Raw genomic sequence first — 21,758 nt, 5'->3', positions numbered from 1 at the left:
AAACCGGGGCGGTTCAGTATTGACCGGACCAGCAAGTTCGCGGTCACGCAACTGGTGGACAAGGCGGATCGGAAGACCGCATGGGAGTTCCTGGAGCATCTGCTCAAGACCGTCCCCTACCGCATCCATACGATCCTCACGGACAACGGTATTCAGTTCGCGGAGCAGCCGCGCAACCGGAACACGGCATCTTCCCGGCAGATGCGGTTCGACATGATCTGCGAGGCGCATGGGATCGAGCATCGACTGACCAAGCCAAACCACCCGTGGACCAATGGTCAGGTCGAGCGAATGAACCGAACGATCAAAGACGCGACCGTCAAACGATACCACTACGACAGTCATGATCAGCTGCGCACGCACCTCGCGGATTTCATGGCCGCCTACAACTTTGCCCGCAGGCTCAAGACCCTCAGCGGCCTCACGCCCTACGAATACATCTGCAAAATATGGACATCAGAGCCACACAGATTCATCATCAATCCGATCCACCAAATGCCGGGACTAAACACCTAGCTATCTCAAGATATGAATCCTCGATGCCTCCAGCGGCAAAATGATGAAGGGAATGCTCCGACGCAAGGTCTTAAGGGCAATGATTCACAAGATGACACGCGTCGCAGGAAGAAAAATCGCATGGCTCCTACGCAATCGCAGCATGTGAGACAAGCCGCTGTCCAAAGTGATAAACTACGCTGCAACACCCGGACTAGGAACAATGGCCGGTTTCAGCCGACTAACCTCTCTGCCAAAACCGCTTCAAACAAGATCCCGGCGAGTTGGTAAAGACATGCCGATCACATTGCGCAGATCGCAAGGGAGCCGAAGACGGAATGCCCCTTCGCTGTCACGTCGCCAGCGGATCAACCTTGTCCAAGCTTCGTTTCAGAGCCGCCATTTTCGGACCATTCCCATAACCTGCTTGAGAGTCCCCCGCCTTCGACCTGCCCGCAAGGTCCCGGCGATGGGTCTGCGGAATGTCCGCATCCTCTGCCGCATCCCCCCAGCTATGCCGGAACGAATGGAAGGTCAGTCGTCAGTCAGTGATATTGAGTTTCTCCCGGAGCAACCGAGCGAACCTCTTGCCGAAACTTTCGGTCAGGCGACCGCGCGCGTCAGCGTGCATAGGGCCGGGCTTACCGCCCCACCGCTCGGCCTCCTGAAACAAGAACGCCCCCTCGGGCCTGCCCGCCGCGAAGGTGTGGAAACCGGCGTCAATGAGCGCCGCGTGCAGCGGGATCGTGCGGAAGCTGGCTGCATTCTTCACCTTCTGCCCCTCCCCTTCGTCGGTAATCTTCAACACCCATACACCTTCAAGCTCGAAGACGTCTCCAGCTCTGAGCTCCCCGATCTCTTCGCGCCGTGCGCCCTGAAACGCGGCTAGAAGAGGTGCCCAATGGTCGATTGTCGCCGGATCCATCTTTGACCTATGGCCAAGACCTGTGCGATCTGCCCGCCGGAGAACGGCGGACGCGGCTTTTGCGCGGAGTGCTTACCCTTCGGCGCGATGAACTTGAACGCGCTCCAAGGGTCCGCCGGAAGGTACCCCTGCCCCGGCGCGAAGGCGGTCAGCGCCATCAGCATCGAGACATGCCTCGCCCGTGTCTTGTCGGTTATCGTCGCGAGGCCTTCTGCCTTCGCGATCCGTATCAGCGCCGGGAGCCGCTGCCCCCGCAACTTCTTGGAAGAGGTGACAGCGGGCAGACTCTCGATAGCTTCGACGTACTCACGACGGTGGGCAGTTGTCAGCTCTTCAAGCGGCAGATCGCCATCAGGCCTTCGACAGTTGGGACGTCTTCCCCAAGCGCGCGCAAGGCCTTCGCCTCCGTCCGGGCGATTTGATCAAGTGCGGCGATTTCGGCCCGATGGGCAGCGTCGGCTTGCAGGCGCTCGACAGCGCTGGCCTCTTCCCCGTCCAGCTCTCTTTCGGTGAGAGCACCGCCAGCCCTCAGGAAGGTGCGTGCGGTGTCCGTCGCGCCGTATCGCTGAATCAGCTCCGACAGCCCGCCTGCGTCTTCGTAGAGTTCACGTTGGTCCGGTGGAAGAGCTGCGACCGCCTCTGCCAGCGTATCGCGCTGACGCGCGCGACACACAGCCTCGATCAACTTTGCCTGAGCTACAGTGACCTGCCGTGTGGCCTCGCGTGGATCGGCGGTTTTCAGACTGCGCCGCAGGTGAGTCTTGCCGTCGTACAGATGCGAAGCCTCTGCGGGGACTCGCAGATTGAGCTGATAGATGCCGCCTCGGACCTTCGTTCCTTCGACCTTGGGAAGCGCCATGTTCTCTACCGTGTTTCACACTCGTGTGGCACACAATGTGGTACGTAAGGTGGCGCAACGCAAAAGCTAAGTGACGGAAAACGTCCAAGCTTTTTACTTCCCCATCGGGATAGTTGGTGCGGTCGAGAAGACTCGAACTTCCACGGGAGTTACCCCACAGCGACCTCAACGCTGCGCGTCTACCAATTCCGCCACGACCGCACTGTCTTGACTTGGTGAGGCGCTCTATAAGAAAGCCCGCAGGGGATGGAAAGAGGAAAAAAGCACCCCGACTGATTTTTCTTTCCTCTTCCTCATCAGTCAGGGCTTTAACAACCGCAGCCCCGGCAAGACGCCTTAGTTTTCGATGCTGAACACTGGCACCGACGCCTGCGTGACCGTCGGCGCGCTGGCCGCGGCATTGCCGCCCAGCATCAGCGAGGCCTTGCGCAGCAGGCCGGCCCGCTCGGGTTGCCCCGGGCCGAACACCGGCGTTGCGCCGGACTCCAGCGCATCAAGGGCGCGCGCGTACCAGCCGATGGCAAGATCGCTGCGACGGGTGGCACCAAAGCCCTGGCTCAGATGATGGCCGATGATTTCCGCATAGGGCGCCTGCCCCAGCGACACCAGCATCAGCGCGGCCGCCATGGCTGTTTCCAGATCATCGCTGCGATAGCCCGACGCGAGGCAGATCTGCGCCGTCCGTGACAGTTGTGCCGGGGCGATCCCGGTGGACAGCACGAATTGCCCGACTCCTTTCATCACATCGCCATCGGATTGCAGCGACACCGCCGACACGCTGTCGCGCAGCAGCGTGCCAAAGCTGGCGCACTGCTCGGCCACCTGTTGCGGGGTCGCGCCGCGAATCTGGCTCATCAGATCTTCGCCCGATGACAGCGCATAGCTGCGGGTCAGGCACAGCTGTTCGGCCATCGCCTCATTGGCATCGGCCAGCGTGGCTTCGGTGATGTAGCCGCCATTGGTCGAGGTCACGAGGCTGACCGTGTTGCAGTGGGACGAGAGCGAGGCCGCCACCGGTTCGCTTTGGAAGAAATTGGGGATGGCGGCTTCGGGGGCCGCGGCGAATTTCGGCATCGGGACCGGTTCGGGCACAGGCATGGGGGCGGGCGTGATCGCGGCGGCCATCTGCGGCGCGCCGTCGTCGATCTTGGCGCAAGACCCCCGCTGGCAGTTGAACATCGCCGGGGTCACGTTGAACGCCTGAAAATCGTTGCGCTCATAGCCGTCCGGGGTCGAGGCGAACACCCGCACCGCGCAGCTTTGCGCGTTGCACCAGAAGGCCGACCCCGTCACCGAGGTGTCGATGACGTAATCCGTGCGCCCATCGCCGTTGATATCCGACAGCTGGATGAACCCCGAGCGCTGCACCAGTTGCTCGGCAGTCGGGTCCGAGCTTTTGGCGATCTCGTTCACCGCGGCGGCCACGATGCTGGGCAGGCCGTAATGCCCGCCGATCGACGCGGTGGAACTGGTGCCGCCCCCGTTCATCTGCTCATCGCGATAGGCGACCAGCAAACCCTTTACGCCCAAGGGGCTGGAGGCGATCATCTGCGCCGTGGTCGGCCCGCCGGCCTGGGCGCGGTGATAGGAGCCGATCAGGAAATCGCGTTCATATTGCGTCAGCTGGCCGGTGGGGCTGTAGCCCATGGTGGACTGATAGCCCGAAATCGCGCTGCGCGAGCGACTGCCCATCACGCCATCCACCGACCCCGCGTCAAAGCCGAAATAATTCAGCGCGGTCTGCGTGTCGCGGTTCTGCTGGCGCTGCGCCGTGTTGACAGTGCTGGGCGCCTTGCGGGTGGTGGTTTTCCGGGCGGGGGCGCGATAGACGCGTTGCTTGGGTTGATTGGCGATGGCGCTGCCGATGATGCCGCCGACAAGGCCCCCGACGAAAGCGTTATCGGCGCTTGCCTGAATGGGCGTGACAACAACGCTGGCCGCAGCAAGGGCGGCAATAAAACAAGGTTTCACTGGTTACGTCTCCTACCTGTGTCGGCACAACCTGTCTGCCGACGTCAAATGACCTTTCTTTAATTTCGGACTGCTCACGCTATTATGGCCAAAGCGTCCCGCCAGCGCGCCCACATGTCAAGCGCGAAGTGACGCAGGGTCATCTATCGGCCAAAACGAACCGGCACGCCGGATCTTGACGCGGCGCGCGCACGGGCCTAGCCCGGCGGGCATGGTGGACTGGATCACAACCGAGGGGCTGACCCCCTATAACGACGCCGTGGCCTTCATGGAGGCCCGCGTCGAAGCCATTGCTGCGGGCACCGCCGACGAGGCCATCTGGCTGATCGAGCACCCGCCGCTTTATACCGCCGGCACCTCGGCCCGCGCCGAGGATCTGCGCAGCCCGGATCGCTTTCCGGTCTACACCAGCAAGCGCGGCGGGCAGTTCACCTATCATGGCCCCGGTCAACGGGTTGTCTACGTGATGCTGGACCTCAATCGGCGCGGGCGCGACATCCGTGCCTTTGTTCAGCAGCTCGAGGCGTGGGTGATCGCGGCGCTGGCGGAATTCAACATCACCGGTCACATCCGCGATGGCCGCGTCGGGGTCTGGGTCGAGCGGCCCGAGCGGCCCGCCTTGCCGGATGGGCGCATGGCCGAGGACAAGATCGCCGCCATCGGCATCCGCCTGCGCAAATGGGTCAGCTTTCACGGCATCTCGATCAATGTCGAACCGGAGCTCGAACATTTCTCGGGCATCGTGCCCTGCGGGATCAGCGATTTCGGGGTGACGAGCCTCGTCGATCTGGGCCTGCCCATCACCATGGGCGATGTCGACGTCGCGCTGCGCCGGGCCTTTGACGAGGTGTTCGAGGGCGCACCATAAACGCCGCGACCCTATAGCGAAAAAGCAGATGGCCGAAGCTTGCATCCGGGGAAAGACTACAGCTTCGGCCATCTTATCTGCAGCGGCGGGGACAGTCGCCGAAGCAGGCACAAACGCCCGGAAGGGAACGGGCCTTTGTGGAACGGGTGTCAGCGACCGGCGAAAACGTGGCGCAGGATGTCTTCGCGCGCGAGGCCACGCGCCGCAAGCTCGTCGTCAGACAGGCTGCGAAGCTCGGCAACGCGGTTGGCCAGCCTGCGCTGGCGGCGGGAAAACGGGGTCTCGAGAAGCCGCGAGATGCGGCGCGAGAGCGGTTCGTGAAAAATCTGTTCGATCAAGGCCATCTGTTTCAACTCCGTGGCAGCGGTGTTGGAAATGTAACGCCCCTACCCTGACATGGTTCCGTGCTGCGCACAGGTCTGGAAAACCTTACGAAGCGCCCCGCTGGCGCCATCCTGATATCCGGGCAGAAAGCTGCGCCAACGGCCCGGCCCGGCAAGAAAGTTTGATCCAGAACAAAGGCCGTATTTACGCACGCACCGCAACATTCTAGAACAGGGATTGGACGAGGGGTGGAGCGCACGGGTTTGCCTCCGCCGGGAGACTTGACCCACAGAGCATCCGAGGGCAGCCGCCTTCATCCGGGAGAGCGCCGGGGGCAGTTCCCCCAAGGCAAGACAAAACAGGGAGGCAGATGATGGCGGACGCCACCATTCACAGCCATGACCACCATGACGAGCGAGGTTTCTTTACCCGCTGGTTCATGTCGACCAATCACAAAGACATCGGGATCCTGTACCTGATCACCGCGGCGCTCGCCGGGCTGATCTCGGTGACGTTCACGATCTACATGCGGCTCGAGCTGATGGAGCCGGGCGTTCAGTTCATGTGCATGGAAGGGGCGCGCCTGTTCCCGACCGCCACCGAGAACTGTACCCCGAACGGGCATTTGTGGAACGTGCTGATCACCGGCCACGGCATCCTGATGATGTTCTTCGTGGTCATCCCCGCGCTGTTCGGCGGATTTGGCAACTATTTCATGCCGTTGCAGATCGGTGCGCCGGATATGGCTTTCCCGCGCCTCAACAACCTGTCGTATTGGCTTTATGCCGCCGGCACGATGCTGGCGATCTGTTCGGTGTTCGCACCGGGGGGTAATGGTCAGGCCGGATCGGGCATCGGCTGGGTGCTCTACCCGCCGCTGTCGACCACCGAGGCCGGCATGTCGACCGACCTTGCGATCTTTGCGGTGCACGTCTCGGGCGCCTCGTCGATCCTTGGGGCGATCAACATCATCACCACCTTCCTGAACATGCGCGCCCCCGGCATGACGCTGTTCAAGGTGCCGCTGTTTGCATGGTCGATCTTCATCACCGCGTGGCTGATCCTGCTGTCGCTGCCGGTTCTGGCCGGTGCCATCACCATGCTGCTGACCGACCGCAATTTCGGGACCACCTTCTTTGATCCTGCGGGTGGCGGCGACCCGATTCTCTACCAGCACATCCTGTGGTTCTTCGGACACCCCGAGGTTTACATCGTGGTTCTGCCGGGCTTTGGCATTGCCAGCCACGTCATTGCCACCTTCTCGCGCAAGCCGGTCTTTGGCTATTTGCCGATGGTCTGGGCGCTGATCGCCATTGGCGCGCTCGGCTTCGTCGTCTGGGCGCATCACATGTATACGGTCGGCCTGTCGCTGCGTCAGCAGAGCTATTTCATGCTGGCCACCATGGTGATCGCCGTGCCGACCGGGGTAAAGATCTTCAGCTGGATCGCGACGATGTGGGGCGGTTCGATCGAATTCAAGACGCCGATGCTGTTCGCGCTTGGCTTCCTTGTGCTGTTCACCATCGGCGGCGTGACCGGCATCGTGCTCAGCCAGGCGGCCGTGGACCGGGCCTATCACGACACCTACTATGTCGTGGCGCATTTCCATTACACCATGTCGATGGGGGCGGCCTTTACCATCTTTGCCGGGGTCTATTTCTACCTGCCGAAGATGACCGGCAAGATGTACTCGGAAACGCTGGGCAAGCTTCACTTCTGGATGTTCTTCGTCGGCGTGAACGTGACCTTCTTCCCGCAGCACTTCCTTGGCCGTCAGGGCATGCCGCGCCGCTACATCGACTACCCCGAAGCCTTTGCCACGTGGAATTTCGTGTCGAGCCTGGGGGCGCTGCTATCGTTCTCGTCCTTCCTGCTGTTCTTCGGCATCGTGATCTACACGGTTCGCAAGGGCGCGCCCGCGCCGCAGGCCAACCCGTGGAACGAATACGCCGATACGCTGGAATGGACCCTGCCCTCGCCGCCGCCCGAGCACACGTTCGAGCAGCTGCCCAAGCGCGAAGACTGGGACAAGCAGCACGCGCACTGATCCCGCATTGGCGGAACACACAGGCCTCCGGAGCGATCCGGGGGCCTTTTTCATTGCCGCGCGAGACAGTGTCCGGGCAAGCAGCACAACCGTTCTTCCCGGCGCAATGTCGGCCCGTCCGACGCTGTGGCGCCCCCTCGCTTGGGGCGGGCGTGGTTGCAAAAATAGCTGCACGATCAGCGCCTCTTCATGCTAGACCACACAAACGCAGACCAAGACCCGGATCGACCATGCCCTACCGCTGGGAACTTGCCGGCGACAAGCGCGCTGAGCTTCATCTCTGGCCCCACCAGTCGCTGACGGCGCGGGGGTTTTCCATTTTCATGGCCAGCTTTTTCCTGCTGGCGATTTTGCCGGTGTTCTGGCTGATCGGCACGGTACTGCTCTGGGGGCTGTTGCCGTTCATCCTTGCCGCGGTGGCGGGGCTGTGGTGGGCATTGCGGCACAACAGCCGCGAGCGCTCGGTGCTCGAGATCCTGACGCTGGCGCCGGATCAGATCACGCTGGTGCGCTACAACCCGTGCGGCGCTGCACAGGACTGGCAAGGCAGCCCGCAATGGCTCAAGGTCGAGATGCACGCCTCGGGCGGACCGGTGCCGCATTATGTCACCCTGCGCGGTGGCGGCCGCGAGGTTGAGATCGGCGCATTTCTGAGCGAAGAAGAACGCAAGGCGCTTTACGCCGAACTGAGCGACCGGGTGCGGAGCCTTCATCCGCGCTGAGCATCGCATCGACGGAAAGGTCTGACATGGCGCAAGCCCCCGCAACCCCAAAGCGCAAACGCGCGGCGCTGCTGGCCGCTGCGGCCATTTCCCCGGCTTGGGCAGACCGGCTGTCCCCAGCCCCGTCGGAACGGGCCGCACTGGCGCTGCGCGCCGCATCCGGCCCGCGCCGCCCGGCGCAACAGGTGATCTTTCTGGTGCCGCTGGTCGGGCCGCAGCATGTGGGCGACTGGGGCGCGGTGGTCGAACGGCTGACGGCCACTCTGGAAAGCTTCCGGCGGCAGGACGGCGCGTGGCAGGCGGTGATCTGCTGCCAGCAGCGCCCGCCGCTACCTGACGATCCAAGGATACACTGGCTGCCCTTCGACGACCCGGCGCCGGGCAATGACAAATGGCGCAAACTGGCGATGCTCTGCGACCATCTCGCCGACATGGACACCGGCCCGGCCTATGTCATGAGCTTTGATGCCGATGATCTGCTGCGCGATGGCACCGTGGCGCAGATGCTGGCAGGCGATGCGCCCGGATGGCTGGTCGAGACCGGCTACGTGATGGATCACGCCACCGGCACCGTTGCGCTCGCCGGGCCGCGCAGCCTTGCCATGCCGCTGCGCAAGCCGTTCTGGAAGCTCTGCGGATCCTGTGCGGCGATCTATCATGACCCGGCCCTGCCGCAGAGCGCCCGGTTCTTACGGGAAATGACAGCGCATGAGCACCGCATGTTTCCCTATCTTGCAAGGCTTGCGGGCGCTCCGCTGCGCCCGCTTGCCCAACCGTCGGTGCTGTATGTGCTCAATCACGGCGAGAATTTCGGCGCGCGGCGCGGGCGAGTCGGGTTCAAGACCCGGTTCGTGCAACGGTTCGCCCTCGAGTCCTCGGACTGGGCCCGCGTATCGACGGCGTTTCCCAGCCCCTGAGCCGGCCGGCGACAGCTCTTTGCAGACGGCTTTCGCTACGCCGTTTCCCGAAAGAAACCGGGCGCAGATCACGGCGACACCTCTTCATCGAAGAGGTGTCGGCCTGCTCAGCCTGCCGCAGACAGGCGTTCCTTGATCACCGAGCCAACGGCCCCGAAATCCATCTGCCCTTGGTAACGGCCTTTCAGAACGCCCATCACCCGCCCCATATCGCGGATGGAACTGGCCCCGACCTCGTTCATCGCGGCATCTACCGCCCCGGAAATCTCTTCGTCGCTCAGGGGCTTGGGCAGGAATTCCTCGATCACTTCGATCTCTGCCAGCTCGGCTTCGGCAAGGTCGAGCCGCCCGCCCTCTTCGTAGGTGCTGGCGCTCTCGCGGCGCTGCTTCACCATCTTGGCGAGGATCGCAAGAAGGTCGCTGTCAGAAACCCCCTGATCGTTGCCCTCGCCCCGTGCGGCAATGTCGCGATCCTTGATGGTCGCATTGATCAACCTCAGGGTCGACAGCCGCTGGGCCGCCCGGTCTTTCATCGCCTGCTTGGTCGCAGCCGAGATGCGCGCGCGCAAATCCATGGAATATCCTGTTCTATCGTGTCCCGAAGCGTCACCCTACGCAATCCCCCCATCTTTCGCAACTCTGCCGCCCGTTAAGTCAAGTCACTGATAATCAACAATTTCCCATTTTCCACCCTCTCTTGACCCCGACCGGCACACCCCTTACCTAAGGCGCAATTTGCCGCCCCGCTGCCCCCGAGGAGTCGCCCCATGCCCAGTAAACCCAAGCCCACCGCCTGTCTCGCCCTTGCCGATGGTACGCTGTTCTATGGCCAGGGCTTCGGTGCCACGGGTCAGACGCAGGCCGAACTGTGCTTCAACACCGCCATGTCCGGCTATCAGGAAATCATGACCGACCCGTCCTATGCCGGGCAGATTGTGACCTTCACCTTCCCGCACATCGGCAATACCGGCGTCAATCCCGAGGATGACGAGACTCAGGACCCGGTGGCGGCGGGCATGGTCGTCAAGTGGATGCCGACGCAGGCGTCGAACTGGCGCGCGGTGCAGGAACTGTCCGACTGGCTTGCCTCGCGCGGGCGCATCGCCATCGGTGGCATCGACACCCGCCGCCTGACGCGGGCGATCCGCCAGTCCGGCGCTCCGCATGTGGCGCTTGCCCACGATCCCGAAGGCAATTTCGACGTGGAAAAGCTGGTCGCCGCGGCCCGCAGCTTCCCCGGATTGACCGGGCTCGACCTTGCCAAGGATGTCACCTGTGCCCAGAGCTACCGCTGGGATGAGATGCGTTGGGCCTGGCCCGAGGGCTATGCCAAGCGTCAAGGCCCCGGCAAGAAGGTCGTCGCCATCGACTATGGCGCCAAGCGCAACATCCTGCGCTGCCTTGCCTCGGCTGGCTGCGATGTGACGGTGCTGCCCGCGACGGCCACCGCCGCCGAGGTGCTGGCGCACAATCCCGATGGCGTGTTCCTGTCGAACGGCCCCGGCGATCCGGCGGCGACCGGTGCCTATGCCGTGCCGATGATCCAGAGCATTCTGAGCGACTCGCAGGTGCCGATCTTCGGGATCTGCCTTGGCCACCAGATGCTGGCGCTGGCGCTTGGCGGCAAGACGGTCAAGATGAACCACGGCCATCACGGTGCCAACCACCCGGTCAAGGAAATCGAGACCGGCAAGGTCGAGATCACCTCGATGAACCACGGCTTCGCGGTCGATGGCCAGTCGCTGCCAGCGGGCGTCATCGAGACGCATGTGTCGCTGTTCGACGGCTCGAACTGCGGGATTCGCATGACCGACCGACCGGTTTTCTCGGTTCAGCACCACCCCGAAGCGTCGCCCGGACCGCAGGACAGCTTTTATCTGTTCGAACGCTTCGTGAACATCATGTAAAAATGGTCGATAATCCGGTAACGGCCTCTGTGATTAACCCTTCGTTTACCGGATTTACCGGAACCTGATCCCACCCGCAGGGATCAGGAGCACATCATGAACAGCCCAAGTCAGGGGTTCCGCAGCTCGCAACTCGCGCAGGCCTCCAGCCCGCGCGGTCGTCCGATCAGCGCAATTCTGCTTGCAAATGGCAGCATTGCCCCAAGCGATGCGATGTTCGCTCTTGTTGAATCCTTTCGCAGCGGCGCGGCCCTGCCGCAGGTTCTGCTGGCCGAAGACCTTGCGACGCCGCAAGAGATCCTCGAGGCTCAGGCGCAGCACTACGGCGCCATGACGCTGACGCCCGGCGCCAGCCCGCCAGAGAGCCATCTGCTGGATATCATCGATCCGGAAACCTGTCTGCGCCTGTCCTGCGTGCCGTGGATGCGGATCGGTAAGACGCTGGTGGTCGCCACCTCGCGCCCCGATCTGTTCAACGCGCTGATCGACGAACTGCCCGATCACGACAAGGATGTCGCCATGGCGCTGGCGCTGGAATCGGATCTGCACGACGTCATCGCACAGCGCCACGGCACCGCGCTGGCCCGCCGGGCCGAAACCCAGGTTCCGGCGCATGAAAGCTGCCGCGACATGGATCGAATCTCGCCGATTCAGGCGCTGCTCGGGGCCGGGTTCGCGCTCAGCTGCCTTGCGCTGTTGTTCGTGATGCCCGCGCAGTTCTTTGCGGGTGCGACCGTGCTTGCGATCATAACCCTTCTGTTTGCTCAGGGCCTGAAGTTTTCCGCCCTGCTGGCCGGTTGGAGGCGGCCCGGCGCCCCGCTGGGCGCGCATTTGCGCGGATCCCCCGCCCTGCCCGCCTGTCTCGATTCTGGTGCCGCTGTTCCGCGAGGAGCATATAGCAGCTGACCTCGTCGGGCGGCTGGCCCGGCTTGACTATCCGCGCTCCCAGCTGGACGTGATACTGATCCTCGAAGCACAGGACGACACCACCCGCAAGGCGCTGGCACAGGCGGCGCTGCCGCGCTGGATGCGGGTGATCGAGGTTCCCAACGGGCCGGTCACCACCAAACCGCGCGCCATGAACTACGCGCTGAAATTCGCGCGCGGCGACATCATTGGCATCTATGACGCCGAGGATTCGCCCGCCCCCGATCAGATCGCGCGGATCGTGGCACATTTCGCTGCCGCGCCAGACAAGGTCGCCTGCCTGCAGGGCATTCTGGATTTCTACAACCCCAAGGCCAACTGGCTGTCGCGCTGTTTCACCATCGAATACGCCACGTGGTTCCGTGTCGTGCTGCCGGGTCTTGCAAGGCTCGGTTTTGCGATTCCGCTGGGCGGGACAACGGTGTTCTTTCGCCGCGAGGCGCTGGAGGCGGTCGGCGGCTGGGATGCGCATAACGTCACCGAGGATGCCGATCTTGGCGTGCGCCTTGCCCGGCATGGCTATGTGACCGAACTGGTCCCCGTGGTCACCCGCGAAGAGGCCAACAACCGCCCGTGGGCCTGGGTGCGGCAACGCTCGCGTTGGCTCAAGGGCTACATGATCACATGGGGCGTGCACATGCGCAGCCCGCGCCGGTTGCTGCGCGAGCTTGGGCCGTGGAAATTCCTTGGCGTGCAGCTGATCTTTCTCAGCGCTTTCATGCAGTTCCTGCTGGCGCCGGTGCTCTGGTCCTATTGGCTGGTGCTGGCAGGCTGGACCGCCCCCCTGCCCGCAGGCGTGTCACTCGGCGCGCTTCTCGGATTGTTCCTGATGGCCGAGGCGGTCTCGATCCTCGTCAGCATCGCGGCGGTGATCCGCAGTCCGCACAAGGGGTTGCTGCCATGGGTGCCGACGCTGTTCCTGTATTTCCCACTGGCCACGCTTGCGGTCTACAAGGCCGCATGGGAGCTGCTGTCGAACCCGTTCTACTGGGACAAGACCTGCCACGGCAAATCCGCCCCCGACCACGACGGCGCCGACATTCCCGAAGACCCCAGCGCCTAGTCGACCTTTCGGCTGTCAAGCTTCAGCCGCGTGACGAAGGCCACCGAGATATGATCGCGCAGCGCCTGATAAGCGGCATCCTCGTCGCGGCGCGAGATGGCATCGACAATGGCCTGATGCTCGGTCAGCGCGATTTCGCCCCGCCCCTCTGCCGCCAGCGAGGTGGTCGCCATCAGCGCCATCGAGCGGTGCACCAGATCAAGCTGTTGCACCAGAAAGCGGTTGTGCGAGGCCAGATGGATCATCCGGTGAAAGCGCCGGTTGGCCCGCGCCAACGCCGAGGGCTCACTCACCAGCGCCCGGTCTTCGGACACCATGTCGGCCAGCACCTGAATCTCTTCCTCGCTGGCGTGGCGGGCGGCAAGCCGGGCCGCAAGACCTTCGAGTTCGGTGCGCACCACGTAAAGCTCGGCCATCTGGTTGTGATCCAGCGAGGCGACGATCAGCGAGCGCCCGTCGCGCGCCAGCAGCGACTGGGTTTCCAGCCGTTGCAGCGCCTCGCGGATCGGGGTGCGCGATACGCCAAAGCGCTCGGCCAGCTCGCTTTCCACCAGTCGGTCGCCGGGGCGATAGATGCCGGAATCGATCGCGTCGAGGATCAGCGTATAGGCATCCTTGTTCGGCGTTCGCAGCTGGTTCATCGGGTGTCTCCTCGCACAATCGGGGCAGGATACCGCTATCATGGGCAAAGGATCAATGCGCCCCGGCCATTGCGGCCCGCGCAGCCGCGCTTTAGGGTCTGGCGCATGACACAGCGCCCCTTCGATCACGTCCGCACATGGGTCTTTGACCTCGACAATACCCTGTATGCGCCGGCCGTGCGCCTGTTCGATCAGATCGAAACCCGGATGACCGCCTTTGTGATGCGCGTCACCGGCGCGGCCCACCCCGAAGCCGACCGTCTGCGCAAGGCGTGGTGGCATCTGCATGGCACCACGCTGGCCGGGCTGATGGCCGAACATCACATCGACCCCGAAGAATACCTTGTCGACGTGCATGACATCAACCTCGACGCACTAACCCCAGATCCGCATCTGGCCGAGCTGATCGCCGCGCTGCCGGGGCGGCGGATCGTCTATACCAACGGCAGCGCGCCCTATGCGGCGCAGGTGCTCAGGGCGCGCGGGCTCGACGCAGCCTTTGATGCCATCTACGGCGTCGAACACGCGGGTTATCTCCCCAAGCCAAAGCCCGAGGCCTTCGAGACGGTGTTCGCACTGGACGGGCTCGCCCCCGACAGCGCCGCGATGTTCGAGGATGATCCGCGCAATCTGGCCGCGCCGCACGCCATGGGCATGCAGACCGTGCATGTCGCCCCCGAACGCGCGCCGGGGGATCATATCGGCCACCATGCGCCGGATCTGCCGGAATTCCTGCGCGGCCTGCGCCAAGGCTGACGCAGTGGCGGCGAAATGCTGCGCCTGCGACATTCTGCGCGCTGATTTTCTGATCCTGTGTCTTTATGACCCCCGGAGTGCCGAGACGGATCGCCCGTCGGCCCCATCTGGGAGAGATCAGACATGACCACGACCGACCTGCAGCCGACCGTGACCGCCAAATCGGGCCTCAGCCTTGAAACCGGGCTTTACCTGTTCGTGGCGGTGTTCCTTGCCGTGGTGATCGCCGCAACGGTAACCTTTGGCGCTGTCGGGCTGGCAATGAGTGCGCTGTCCTGCGTGCCGGTGTGCTACGCGATGATCCTGCTGATCACCGTCGGCAAGTAGTCGCATTGGCAACCCCGCGCTCTCTGCCCTAGATAAGGACCAAAGGAGAGCGGCGATGGATCACGACATACTCATCTCGGGCGGCGGCATTGCCGGGCTTTGCGCGGCGGCCGCCTTCGGCTCTGCCGGGTTTCGCGTGCTCTGCGTCGATCCCGCGCCGCCGGTGACAGACCGAGAACAGGCCGGGGCCGACCTGCGCAGCACCGCCTTTCTGCAACCGGCGCAGGCATTCCTGCAACAGGCGGGCCTATGGGATCGGCTGGCGCATCACGCCATGCCGCTGCAAACCATGCGCATCGTCGATGCCGGGGGCGCGCTGCCCGAACCGCGCGTGATCAAGGATTTCGACGCCTCCGACATCTCGGAAAAGCCGTTTGGCTGGAACCTGCCGAACTGGCTGCTGCGGCGCGAGATGGCGGCGACGCTCGAGGCGATGCCCAATGTCGATTTCCGCCCCGGCACCGGCACCAGGACGCTGTTCACCCGTGAGGCCTATGCCCGCGTCGGTCTGAGCGATGGCAGCGTGCAACAGGTGCGGCTGGTGATCGCCGCCGATGGGCGCAACTCGCCGATGCGCCAAGCCGCAGGGATCGGGGTCAAGACCACACGCTTTGGCCAGAAGGCGCTGGCCTTTGCGGTCACGCACCCGCTGCCCCATGGCAATGTCTCGACCGAAATTCACCGCACCGGTGGCCCGTTCACCCTTGTGCCCCTACCGGATTTCGAGGGGCGTCATTCCTCGGCGGTGGTCTGGATGGAAGAAGGCCCAAAGGCCGAGGCGCTGTTCGCCCTGCCCACCGCCGCGCTCGAAGACGCCATGTCGGAACGCTCCTGCCACTTGCTGGGACGGCTGACGCTGGCCTCGCAGCGCACCATCTGGCCGATCATCGCGCAACATGCCGAGCGGCTGTCAGGTGAGCGGTTGGCCTTGGTGGCCGAAGCGGCGCATGTGGTGCCGCCCATCGGCGCGCAGGGCTTGAACATGTCGCTGAGTGACATGGCGGCGCTGCTCGATCTGGCGCAGGCAGCGCCGGAGCGGCTGGGCGATGCGGCGATGCTGGAGGCCTATCACCGCCGCCGCATCGCAGATGTGCGGGCGCGGGTGGCGGGGATCACGATGTTGAACCGAACCTCTATGCTGAGCGCACCGCCGCTGCGCGATGCCCGCGGCACGGCGCTCAATGCGCTCTATAGCGTGACGCCGCTGCGCAAGACGCTGATGCAGCTGGGCCTTGGGGCGCGGGATTAACCCAGCAGGGCGCGGGCTGCGGCCCGTGCCTCGGGGGTGACGGTGTCGCCTGACAGCATCCGCGCGATCTCGTCTTCGCGCTCGGTCTCGACCAACGGCACGACGGTCGACAGGGTCATGTCGTTTTCGACGCGTTTCTGCACCCGCCAGTGATGCGCCCCAAGCGCCGCAACCTGCGGCGAATGGGTGACGACCAGAACCTGCCCGCCATCGGCCAGCGATTTCAGCCGCCGCCCCACCGCATCGGCGGTGGCGCCGCCGACACCGCGGTCGATCTCGTCAAAGATCATGGTGACGCCGCGATTGCGCTCTTCGGACAGCGACACCTTGAGCGCCAGCAGGAAGCGCGACAGCTCGCCCCCCGAGGCGATCTTGTTGAGCGGCCCCGACGGCGCGCCCGGATTGGTGGCGACGGTAAAGGCCACGGCGTCGCGCCCTTCGGGGCCGGGATCGCCAGCGGTAACCTCGGTGCGGAACACCGCGCGTTCCATCTTGAGCGGCGCAAGCTCTGCCGCAACCGCCGCATCGAGTCGGGCGGCATTGCTGCGCCGCGCCGCGCTCAGCGCTTCGGCGGCGGCGTCATAGGCGCTGTCGGCCGCGGCCATGGCGCGTTTGAGATCGGCGATATCCGACTCGCCACGATCCAGCGCCGCCAGACGGCCCGAGAGCGTCTGCGTCAGCTCGGCCAGATCGTCGGGCGCGACCGAATGCTTGCGCGCCAGCCCACGCAGGGCAAACAGCCGCTCTTCGGTGTCTTCCAGATCGGCCGGGTTGTATTCCAGCGCATCGAGGCAATCGGCGACCTCGCGCCCGGCTTCGTCAAGTTCCGCCATGGCGCGGGTCAGCGCCGCCATCGCGCCATCCAGCCGACCCTCGGCGCGCTCGGAGGCCCCTTCGAGCCAGCGCAGCGCGTTCGACATCGCGCCCTCGGCCCCGTCATAGCCAATGGCATCCGAGGCGCGGGCGATGTCTTCGCGGATGCGCTCGGCGGCCTGCATCATGCGGCGGCGTTCATCCAGCGCCTGATCTTCGCCAGGCTCGGGGGCCAGCTTTTCCAGCTCGGCAACGGCGTGGCGCAGGAAATCTTCTTCGGCGCGCACGGCGTCAAGCGCAGCTTCGGCGGCGGCCAAAGCCTTGCGTGCCTCGCGGCGCTGCGCCCATGCCGCGCGGGTGGCGGCAATCAGCCCATCAACAGCGGCGTAATCATCAAGGATAAACCGATGCCCGGAAGGGTTCAGCAGGCCGCGATCGTCGTGCTGACCATGCAGTTCGACCAGCGTTTCCGACAGCCGCCGCAACACCTCGCCGCTGGCGCGCCGGTCATTGACCCAGCCGGTCTTGCGCCCGTCGGTGGTGTTGACCCGGCGCAGGATCAGCTCATTCCCCGAGGGCAGCCCGGCCTCTTCCAGCACGGCACGGGCGGCATGGCCCGGGGCCAGTTCGAACACCGCCGTCACCTCGCCCTGATCGGCGCCGCTGCGCACCAGTTCGGCCCGCCCGCGCCAGCCCAGCACAAAGCCCAGCGAATCAAGCAGGATCGACTTGCCCGCCCCGGTTTCGCCGGTCAGCACGTTGAGCCCCGGCTGAAACGCAAGCTCCAGCCGGTCGATGATCAGCATGTCGCGGATTTCAAGCGCGCGCAGCATGACGCCCCTGTCCGGTCAGAGCCACTGACCCTTGACCATCTGCCGGTAGACCGTGGAGAGCCAGTTGTCTCCGGTGACCTCCATCTTGAGGCCGCGCCCGGTCAGCAGCTTGTAGCTGTCCTGATACCACTCGGACCCCTGATAGTTGTAGCCAAGGATCGCGCCAGCGGTCTGCGCCTCGTCGGTCAGGCCAAGCGAAAGATAGGATTCCACCAGCCGGTGCAACGCCTCGGGGGTGTGAGTCGTGGTCTGGAAATCCTCGACCACCGAGCGGAAGCGGTTGATCGCCGCGCCGAAATTGCCGCGCTTGAGGTAATAGCGCCCGATCTCCATTTCCTTGCTGGCGAGGTGATCGAAGGCAAGGTCAAATTTCAGGATCGACGAGCGAGCATATTCGCTGTCGGGATAGCGCTCGATCACCAGACGCAGCGATTGCAGCGCCTGGAAGGTCAGGCCCTGATCGCGGCCGACCTCTTCGATCTGATCGTAATAGCTGAGTGCCAGCAGGTATTGCGCATAGGCGGCATCATCATCGGTGGGATAGAAATCGATATAGCGCTGCGCCGAGGCGCGGCTGTTCTCGTAATCCTGTTCGAGATGATAGGCATAGGCCTGCATGATCAGCGCGCGCTTGGACCATTCCGAATAGGGATACAGCCGCTCGACCTCGCCAAAGTAATAGGCCGCCTGCTCGCCGTCCTTGTTGTCGATCTCGTATTCGCCGCGCTCAAAGATCTGTTCGGCGGTATAGGTCTCGAGGGGCACGTTGCCCCGCGCGTAGCCAGGCCGTTCCTGCGCCGTGCAAGCCCCGAGAAGAAGGGCGGATACCGCCGCTCCGATCACAATCGTCCGCGATCTGTTGCCGCATGCCATGCCCGACAATCCTCATTTCCCGTAATGTGGCCGGTTTTGCGGCCCTTGGGCCAAGTCACTAGCACAGATAATTCCGGGGCAAAACGCCTTAACGATGTTTTGCCCCGGCTCGTCGCGCGGCAGTGACAGCCGGTGCAAACGCTTACGCGACGGCAGAAATCTCATGGAGATCGACACCCGCGCCCGGCAGCGTCGCGGCGCAGAGCGCATCGCATTCCACCACGCGCCATGCTTCGGGGGCGGCAAACAGCGCTACCAGCAGGGTGTTGGTGATGGCGTGCCCGGCCTTGTGGCCCTCGTAATGGCCGATGATCGGCATTCCGGCGGTATAAAGATCGCCAAGCGCATCGAGCATCTTGTGGCGCACCGCCTCGTCGGCATGACGCAGACCGCCGGGCGAGAGCACCTTGTCGCCATCAACCACCACGGCGTTTTCATAGGTGCCTCCAAGCGCCAGACCGTTGGCCTGCATGGCATCGACATCGGCCTGACGGCAGAAGGTGCGGCTGTCGCACAGCTCGCGCACAAAGCTGCCGTTGGCGAGGTTCAGGCTTTTGTCCTGCGTGCCGATGGCGGCATCGTCGAAAGCGATGTGGAAATCCATGGTCAGCCCCTGCCCCGGCTTGGCGGGCGACAGGCGGGCCCAGCCCTTGGCGGTCTGCACATGCACCGGGCTCAGGATCTCGATGGCGCGGACGGGGGCGCGCAGGCTGCGGATGCCACGGGCAAGGATACCACGCACGAAGGGCACCGACGAGCCGTCGAGGATGGGGACCTCGGGGCCGTCGATCTCGATCAGCGCGTTGTGAATGCCGCAACCGGCCAGCGCCGCCATCACATGCTCGATGGTCGACACAGACACCCCGGCGCGATTCTTGATCAGAGTGCACAGCGGCGAGACCACGACCGAATCCCACCGGGCTGGAACCAGCGCATCGCCGATCTCGATATCGGTACGCTTGAACCAGATGCCATGTTCGGCGCTGGCAGGACGAATGGTCAGGCGCGCGGGCTGGCCCGAATGGAGGCCGACGCCTTGAAAGCTGACTGCTGATCTGATGGTCGTCTGCACGGTCGGTACCTCGGTCTTCGGTGATCTGCCCCCCACAGGCGGATCCTCGATGATGGAGATAGTCACGTGCCCCGAATAGCTCAAATCAAGTATTGCAACCGACTGAAACATCGTAGGCAAACGATACGCGAAACCTTGCCCACGCCGTTTGCGCCTGCGGCAACCCCCTGACCCACAACGAAAAACGCCCCCTCAATGAGGGGGCGTCTGCCGTGGCATTTCAGCGAAATGTCAGTTTGCCTGACGCCGCAGGAAGGCCGGGATCTCGATCCGGTCCTGATCGGCGGCCTCTTCGGTGTCGACCACGGGCGCCGGCTTGTGCTGCATCGACGGCGCGGCGCGACGCGGCGCGGGGGCCGCTTCGCCATGACCGGTCATGCGGTTGATCAGCGAGTTGATGCCAAAGCGCGGCTTGTCGGCCTCGGCGGCGCGGGACAGCGCGGGCTGCGGCGCACGGGGCGCTGCCGGGGCCTGCGAACGCGCACGGCCTGCGGCTTGCTGAAGCCGGGCCATGGTTTCGGGCGACGGCGTGCCCGCTGCCGGGGCGCGGGGCGCGACAAAGGCTTCGGGCTCGGACGCAAAGGCATCGGATTGCGGCTGGAACTGCGCGACCTGCGGGCGATAGACCGGGGTCGGCAGCTCGTCTTCCTCGACCAGCTCCTGCTCGTAGGTGGGCGCGCTGCGCTCCGCCTCGAATTGCTGATGCCCCATGCCTTCGAACAGCGAGGGCTCTTCTTCCTCGTATTCGGGCTCGGGCGCGCGGGCTGCCACCGGGGCCGGACGCTGCACCGGCGCGGGCGCGGGCGCCGGCTCTTCGAGATGGGTCTTGAGCGGCTCGGCCATGCGGCGGCGCGGCACCGGAATATCAAGCTGCGCGCCAGAGGCGTCGATGCCGGTCGCCACGACAGACACCCGCATCGTGCCTTCCATGCTGTCATCCAGCGTCGAGCCGACGATGATGTTGGCATCGGCATCGACCTCTTCGCGAATGCGGTTGGCCGCCTCGTCGAGTTCGAACAGGGTCAGATCGTGACCGCCAGTGATGTTGATGAGAACGCCCTTGGCACCCCGCAGCGAGATCTCGTCCAGCAGCGGGTTGGCGATGGCCTTTTCGGCCGCCTGGATGGCGCGCTCTTCGCCGTCGGCCTCGCCGGTGCCCATCATCGCCTTGCCCATCTCGTCCATCACAGAGCGGACGTCAGCAAAGTCGAGGTTGATCAGGCCGGGACGCACCATCAGGTCGGAAATGCCTTTGACGCCCTGATACAGCACGTTGTCGGCAAGGGTGAAAGCCTCGGTGAAGGTGGTCTTTTCATTGGCCAGACGGAACAGGTTCTGGTTCGGAATGACGATCAGCGTGTCCACGACCTTTTGCAGGGCTTCGACACCCTCTTCGGCCTGACGCATCCGCTTGGCGCCTTCGAACTGGAACGGCTTGGTCACCACCCCGACGGTCAGCACGCCAAGCTCGCGCGCGGCCTGTGCGATGATCGGCGCGGCGCCAGTGCCGGTGCCGCCGCCCATGCCCGCGGTGATGAAGCACATATGCGCACCGGCAAGGTGGTCGACAATCTGCTCGATGCTCTCTTCGGCGGCGGCCGCGCCAACCGAGGCCCGCGCCCCGGCGCCAAGACCTTCGGTCACCTTCACGCCAAGCTGCACCTTGTTGGGCGACAGCGATTGCTGAAGCGCCTGCGCATCGGTGTTCGCGGTGACGAAATCTACGCCCTCGAGGTTCTTTTCGATCATGTTGTTGACGGCGTTGCCGCCAGCGCCGCCCACGCCGAAGACCGTGATCCGGGGCTTCAGCTCTTCATCCTGGCCGGGCATCGAGAGGTTGAGTGTCATGTCAGTGTCCGCCTGTCATTTATGACTTTGTTGCACGCCTGTCCTTGCGCCTTTGCGGTCATTTCTAACCCAAACCCACGCGTTCGGTCACGTAAAAAACGCAGAATCACCACGAAATATGGGGATCGCGATCAGCATGCGCGCGGGATTTCGCCGACCACCCCAGATTTGGGGGTCTGGACCTGAAACACACCGATACACCGCATGAGACAGGTGCAAAACGCGCTCAGCGGGGCGGATCGGTCTGATATGTGGAGACTGCTCGTCCCTCTAGTGCCGCTTTTCCACAGCGGTCTGTGCGTATCTTTAACATGCGGATAA

The 21,758-nt window shown here is 64.1% G+C and carries 21 protein-coding genes and 1 tRNA gene; 11 read left to right on the top strand and 11 right to left on the bottom strand.

Annotation, left to right across the window (positions count from 1 at the left end):
• The coding region (locus KO516_RS05035) for an integrase core domain-containing protein (RefSeq protein ID WP_216002719.1) at nt 1-516 on the top strand (516 nt) is incomplete at its 5' end.
• A gap of 520 nt (nt 517-1,036) precedes the next feature.
• Here KO516_RS05035 and KO516_RS05030 read toward each other — a convergent pair.
• From KO516_RS05030 to KO516_RS05015, 4 genes are all read right to left on the bottom strand, one after another.
• Complete coding sequence (locus KO516_RS05030) at nt 1,037-1,300, bottom strand: hypothetical protein (protein ID WP_216002718.1); 264 nt, start codon at nt 1,298-1,300, stop codon at nt 1,037-1,039.
• Between the two features lie 445 nt (nt 1,301-1,745).
• A complete protein-coding gene (locus KO516_RS05025; RefSeq protein WP_216002717.1) occupies nt 1,746-2,279 on the bottom strand; it encodes a DUF6538 domain-containing protein in 534 nt (177 codons plus the stop codon).
• Between the two features lie 114 nt (nt 2,280-2,393).
• Nucleotides 2,394-2,480: transfer RNA gene (locus KO516_RS05020), tRNA-Leu, on the bottom strand.
• A 135-nt stretch (nt 2,481-2,615) separates the two neighbouring features.
• A complete protein-coding gene (locus tag KO516_RS05015) occupies nt 2,616-4,250 on the bottom strand; it encodes a peptidoglycan-binding domain-containing protein (protein ID WP_216002716.1) in 1,635 nt (544 codons plus the stop codon).
• Between the two features lie 211 nt (nt 4,251-4,461).
• Between KO516_RS05015 and lipB the strand changes: the two genes are divergently transcribed.
• On the top strand, nt 4,462-5,118 hold the full coding sequence (gene lipB, locus KO516_RS05010) for a lipoyl(octanoyl) transferase LipB (RefSeq protein WP_216002715.1): 657 nt from the start codon (nt 4,462-4,464) through the stop codon (nt 5,116-5,118).
• Nucleotides 5,119-5,267: 149 nt separating this feature from the next.
• Here lipB and KO516_RS05005 read toward each other — a convergent pair whose 3' ends face one another.
• A complete protein-coding gene (locus KO516_RS05005; RefSeq protein WP_216002714.1) occupies nt 5,268-5,462 on the bottom strand; it encodes a hypothetical protein in 195 nt (64 codons plus the stop codon).
• 353 nt (nt 5,463-5,815) lie between these two features.
• Here KO516_RS05005 and ctaD point away from each other — a divergent pair, with 353 nt between their 5' ends.
• The 3 genes from ctaD to KO516_RS04990 all read left to right on the top strand — a co-directional run bounded on the left by ctaD (nt 5,816) and on the right by KO516_RS04990 (nt 9,128).
• Nucleotides 5,816-7,489 carry a cytochrome c oxidase subunit I gene (gene ctaD / locus KO516_RS05000; RefSeq protein ID WP_216002713.1) on the top strand — a complete coding sequence of 558 codons (1,674 nt, stop codon included), beginning with the start codon at nt 5,816-5,818 and terminating at the stop codon, nt 7,487-7,489.
• Nucleotides 7,490-7,719: 230 nt separating this feature from the next.
• On the top strand, nt 7,720-8,211 hold the full coding sequence (locus KO516_RS04995; RefSeq protein WP_216002712.1) for a DUF2244 domain-containing protein: 492 nt from the start codon (nt 7,720-7,722) through the stop codon (nt 8,209-8,211).
• A 26-nt stretch (nt 8,212-8,237) separates the two neighbouring features.
• Complete coding sequence (locus KO516_RS04990) at nt 8,238-9,128, top strand: hypothetical protein (protein ID WP_216002711.1); 891 nt, start codon at nt 8,238-8,240, stop codon at nt 9,126-9,128.
• A gap of 107 nt (nt 9,129-9,235) precedes the next feature.
• Here KO516_RS04990 and KO516_RS04985 read toward each other — a convergent pair whose 3' ends face one another.
• Entirely contained in the window at nt 9,236-9,703 is a 468-nt protein-coding gene (locus tag KO516_RS04985; protein WP_216002710.1) for a GatB/YqeY domain-containing protein, read from the bottom strand.
• 192 nt (nt 9,704-9,895) lie between these two features.
• Between KO516_RS04985 and carA the strand changes: the two genes are divergently transcribed.
• The 3 genes from carA (at nt 9,896) to KO516_RS24050 (ending at nt 13,025) form a co-directional block, all read left to right on the top strand.
• Nucleotides 9,896-11,035 (top strand): glutamine-hydrolyzing carbamoyl-phosphate synthase small subunit, encoded by a 1,140-nt coding sequence (gene carA, locus KO516_RS04980; protein WP_216002709.1) that lies wholly within the window; start codon nt 9,896-9,898, stop codon nt 11,033-11,035.
• A gap of 96 nt (nt 11,036-11,131) precedes the next feature.
• Nucleotides 11,132-11,941 (top strand): hypothetical protein, encoded by an 810-nt coding sequence (locus KO516_RS24055; RefSeq protein ID WP_252737402.1) that lies wholly within the window; start codon nt 11,132-11,134, stop codon nt 11,939-11,941.
• Nucleotides 11,907-13,025: a glycosyltransferase family 2 protein gene (locus tag KO516_RS24050; RefSeq protein ID WP_371742028.1), complete on the top strand. Its 1,119-nt coding sequence runs from the start codon at nt 11,907-11,909 to the stop codon at nt 13,023-13,025. The genes KO516_RS24055 and KO516_RS24050 overlap by 35 nt, the downstream gene beginning before the upstream one ends.
• Here KO516_RS24050 and KO516_RS04970 read toward each other — a convergent pair.
• Nucleotides 13,022-13,666 (bottom strand): GntR family transcriptional regulator, encoded by a 645-nt coding sequence (locus tag KO516_RS04970; protein ID WP_216002708.1) that lies wholly within the window; start codon nt 13,664-13,666, stop codon nt 13,022-13,024. The two genes, KO516_RS24050 and KO516_RS04970, sit on opposite strands and share 4 nt — an antisense overlap.
• 105 nt (nt 13,667-13,771) lie before the next feature.
• Between KO516_RS04970 and KO516_RS04965 the strand changes: the two genes are divergently transcribed.
• The 3 genes from KO516_RS04965 (at nt 13,772) to KO516_RS04955 (ending at nt 15,998) form a co-directional block, all read left to right on the top strand.
• On the top strand, nt 13,772-14,422 hold the full coding sequence (locus KO516_RS04965; protein WP_216002707.1) for a pyrimidine 5'-nucleotidase: 651 nt from the start codon (nt 13,772-13,774) through the stop codon (nt 14,420-14,422).
• 123 nt (nt 14,423-14,545) lie between these two features.
• Complete coding sequence (locus KO516_RS04960; RefSeq protein ID WP_216002706.1) at nt 14,546-14,749, top strand: hypothetical protein; 204 nt, start codon at nt 14,546-14,548, stop codon at nt 14,747-14,749.
• 55 nt (nt 14,750-14,804) lie between these two features.
• On the top strand, nt 14,805-15,998 hold the full coding sequence (locus KO516_RS04955; protein ID WP_216002705.1) for a UbiH/UbiF family hydroxylase: 1,194 nt from the start codon (nt 14,805-14,807) through the stop codon (nt 15,996-15,998).
• Here the strand turns inward: KO516_RS04955 and recN are convergent.
• The 4 genes from recN to ftsZ all read right to left on the bottom strand — a co-directional run bounded on the left by recN (nt 15,995) and on the right by ftsZ (nt 21,437).
• Entirely contained in the window at nt 15,995-17,644 is a 1,650-nt protein-coding gene (recN, locus tag KO516_RS04950; RefSeq protein WP_216002704.1) for a DNA repair protein RecN, read from the bottom strand. The two genes, KO516_RS04955 and recN, sit on opposite strands and share 4 nt — an antisense overlap.
• A 15-nt stretch (nt 17,645-17,659) precedes the next feature.
• A complete protein-coding gene (locus KO516_RS04945; RefSeq protein WP_216002703.1) occupies nt 17,660-18,517 on the bottom strand; it encodes an outer membrane protein assembly factor BamD in 858 nt (285 codons plus the stop codon).
• A 142-nt stretch (nt 18,518-18,659) separates the two neighbouring features.
• Complete coding sequence (lpxC, locus tag KO516_RS04940; protein WP_216002702.1) at nt 18,660-19,589, bottom strand: UDP-3-O-acyl-N-acetylglucosamine deacetylase; 930 nt, start codon at nt 19,587-19,589, stop codon at nt 18,660-18,662.
• Between the two features lie 231 nt (nt 19,590-19,820).
• Nucleotides 19,821-21,437: a cell division protein FtsZ gene (gene ftsZ / locus KO516_RS04935; protein ID WP_216002701.1), complete on the bottom strand. Its 1,617-nt coding sequence runs from the start codon at nt 21,435-21,437 to the stop codon at nt 19,821-19,823.
• Between the last annotated feature and the right edge of the window lie 321 nt (nt 21,438-21,758).

Source organism: Citreicella sp. C3M06, assembly GCF_018860705.1.
Taxonomy (GTDB): domain Bacteria; phylum Pseudomonadota; class Alphaproteobacteria; order Rhodobacterales; family Rhodobacteraceae; genus Salipiger.
This window is presented reverse-complemented; position numbering and strand designations above follow the sequence as displayed.

Coding starts and splice junctions, on each gene's coding strand:
- KO516_RS24055 (WP_252737402.1), top strand. CDS start 11,132: ATGAACAGCCCAAGTCAGGGGTTCCGCAGCTCGCAACTCGCGCAGGCC.
- KO516_RS04970 (WP_216002708.1), bottom strand. CDS start 13,666: ATGAACCAGCTGCGAACGCCGAACAAGGATGCCTATACGCTGATCCTC.
- lipB (WP_216002715.1), top strand. CDS start 4,462: ATGGTGGACTGGATCACAACCGAGGGGCTGACCCCCTATAACGACGCC.
- KO516_RS04995 (WP_216002712.1), top strand. CDS start 7,720: ATGCCCTACCGCTGGGAACTTGCCGGCGACAAGCGCGCTGAGCTTCAT.
- KO516_RS05025 (WP_216002717.1), bottom strand. CDS start 2,279: ATGGCGCTTCCCAAGGTCGAAGGAACGAAGGTCCGAGGCGGCATCTAT.
- carA (WP_216002709.1), top strand. CDS start 9,896: ATGCCCAGTAAACCCAAGCCCACCGCCTGTCTCGCCCTTGCCGATGGT.
- recN (WP_216002704.1), bottom strand. CDS start 17,644: ATGCTGCGCGCGCTTGAAATCCGCGACATGCTGATCATCGACCGGCTG.
- KO516_RS05005 (WP_216002714.1), bottom strand. CDS start 5,462: ATGGCCTTGATCGAACAGATTTTTCACGAACCGCTCTCGCGCCGCATC.
- KO516_RS04945 (WP_216002703.1), bottom strand. CDS start 18,517: ATGGCATGCGGCAACAGATCGCGGACGATTGTGATCGGAGCGGCGGTA.
- KO516_RS04960 (WP_216002706.1), top strand. CDS start 14,546: ATGACCACGACCGACCTGCAGCCGACCGTGACCGCCAAATCGGGCCTC.
- ftsZ (WP_216002701.1), bottom strand. CDS start 21,437: ATGACACTCAACCTCTCGATGCCCGGCCAGGATGAAGAGCTGAAGCCC.
- KO516_RS04990 (WP_216002711.1), top strand. CDS start 8,238: ATGGCGCAAGCCCCCGCAACCCCAAAGCGCAAACGCGCGGCGCTGCTG.
- KO516_RS04955 (WP_216002705.1), top strand. CDS start 14,805: ATGGATCACGACATACTCATCTCGGGCGGCGGCATTGCCGGGCTTTGC.
- ctaD (WP_216002713.1), top strand. CDS start 5,816: ATGGCGGACGCCACCATTCACAGCCATGACCACCATGACGAGCGAGGT.
- KO516_RS04985 (WP_216002710.1), bottom strand. CDS start 9,703: ATGGATTTGCGCGCGCGCATCTCGGCTGCGACCAAGCAGGCGATGAAA.
- KO516_RS04965 (WP_216002707.1), top strand. CDS start 13,772: ATGACACAGCGCCCCTTCGATCACGTCCGCACATGGGTCTTTGACCTC.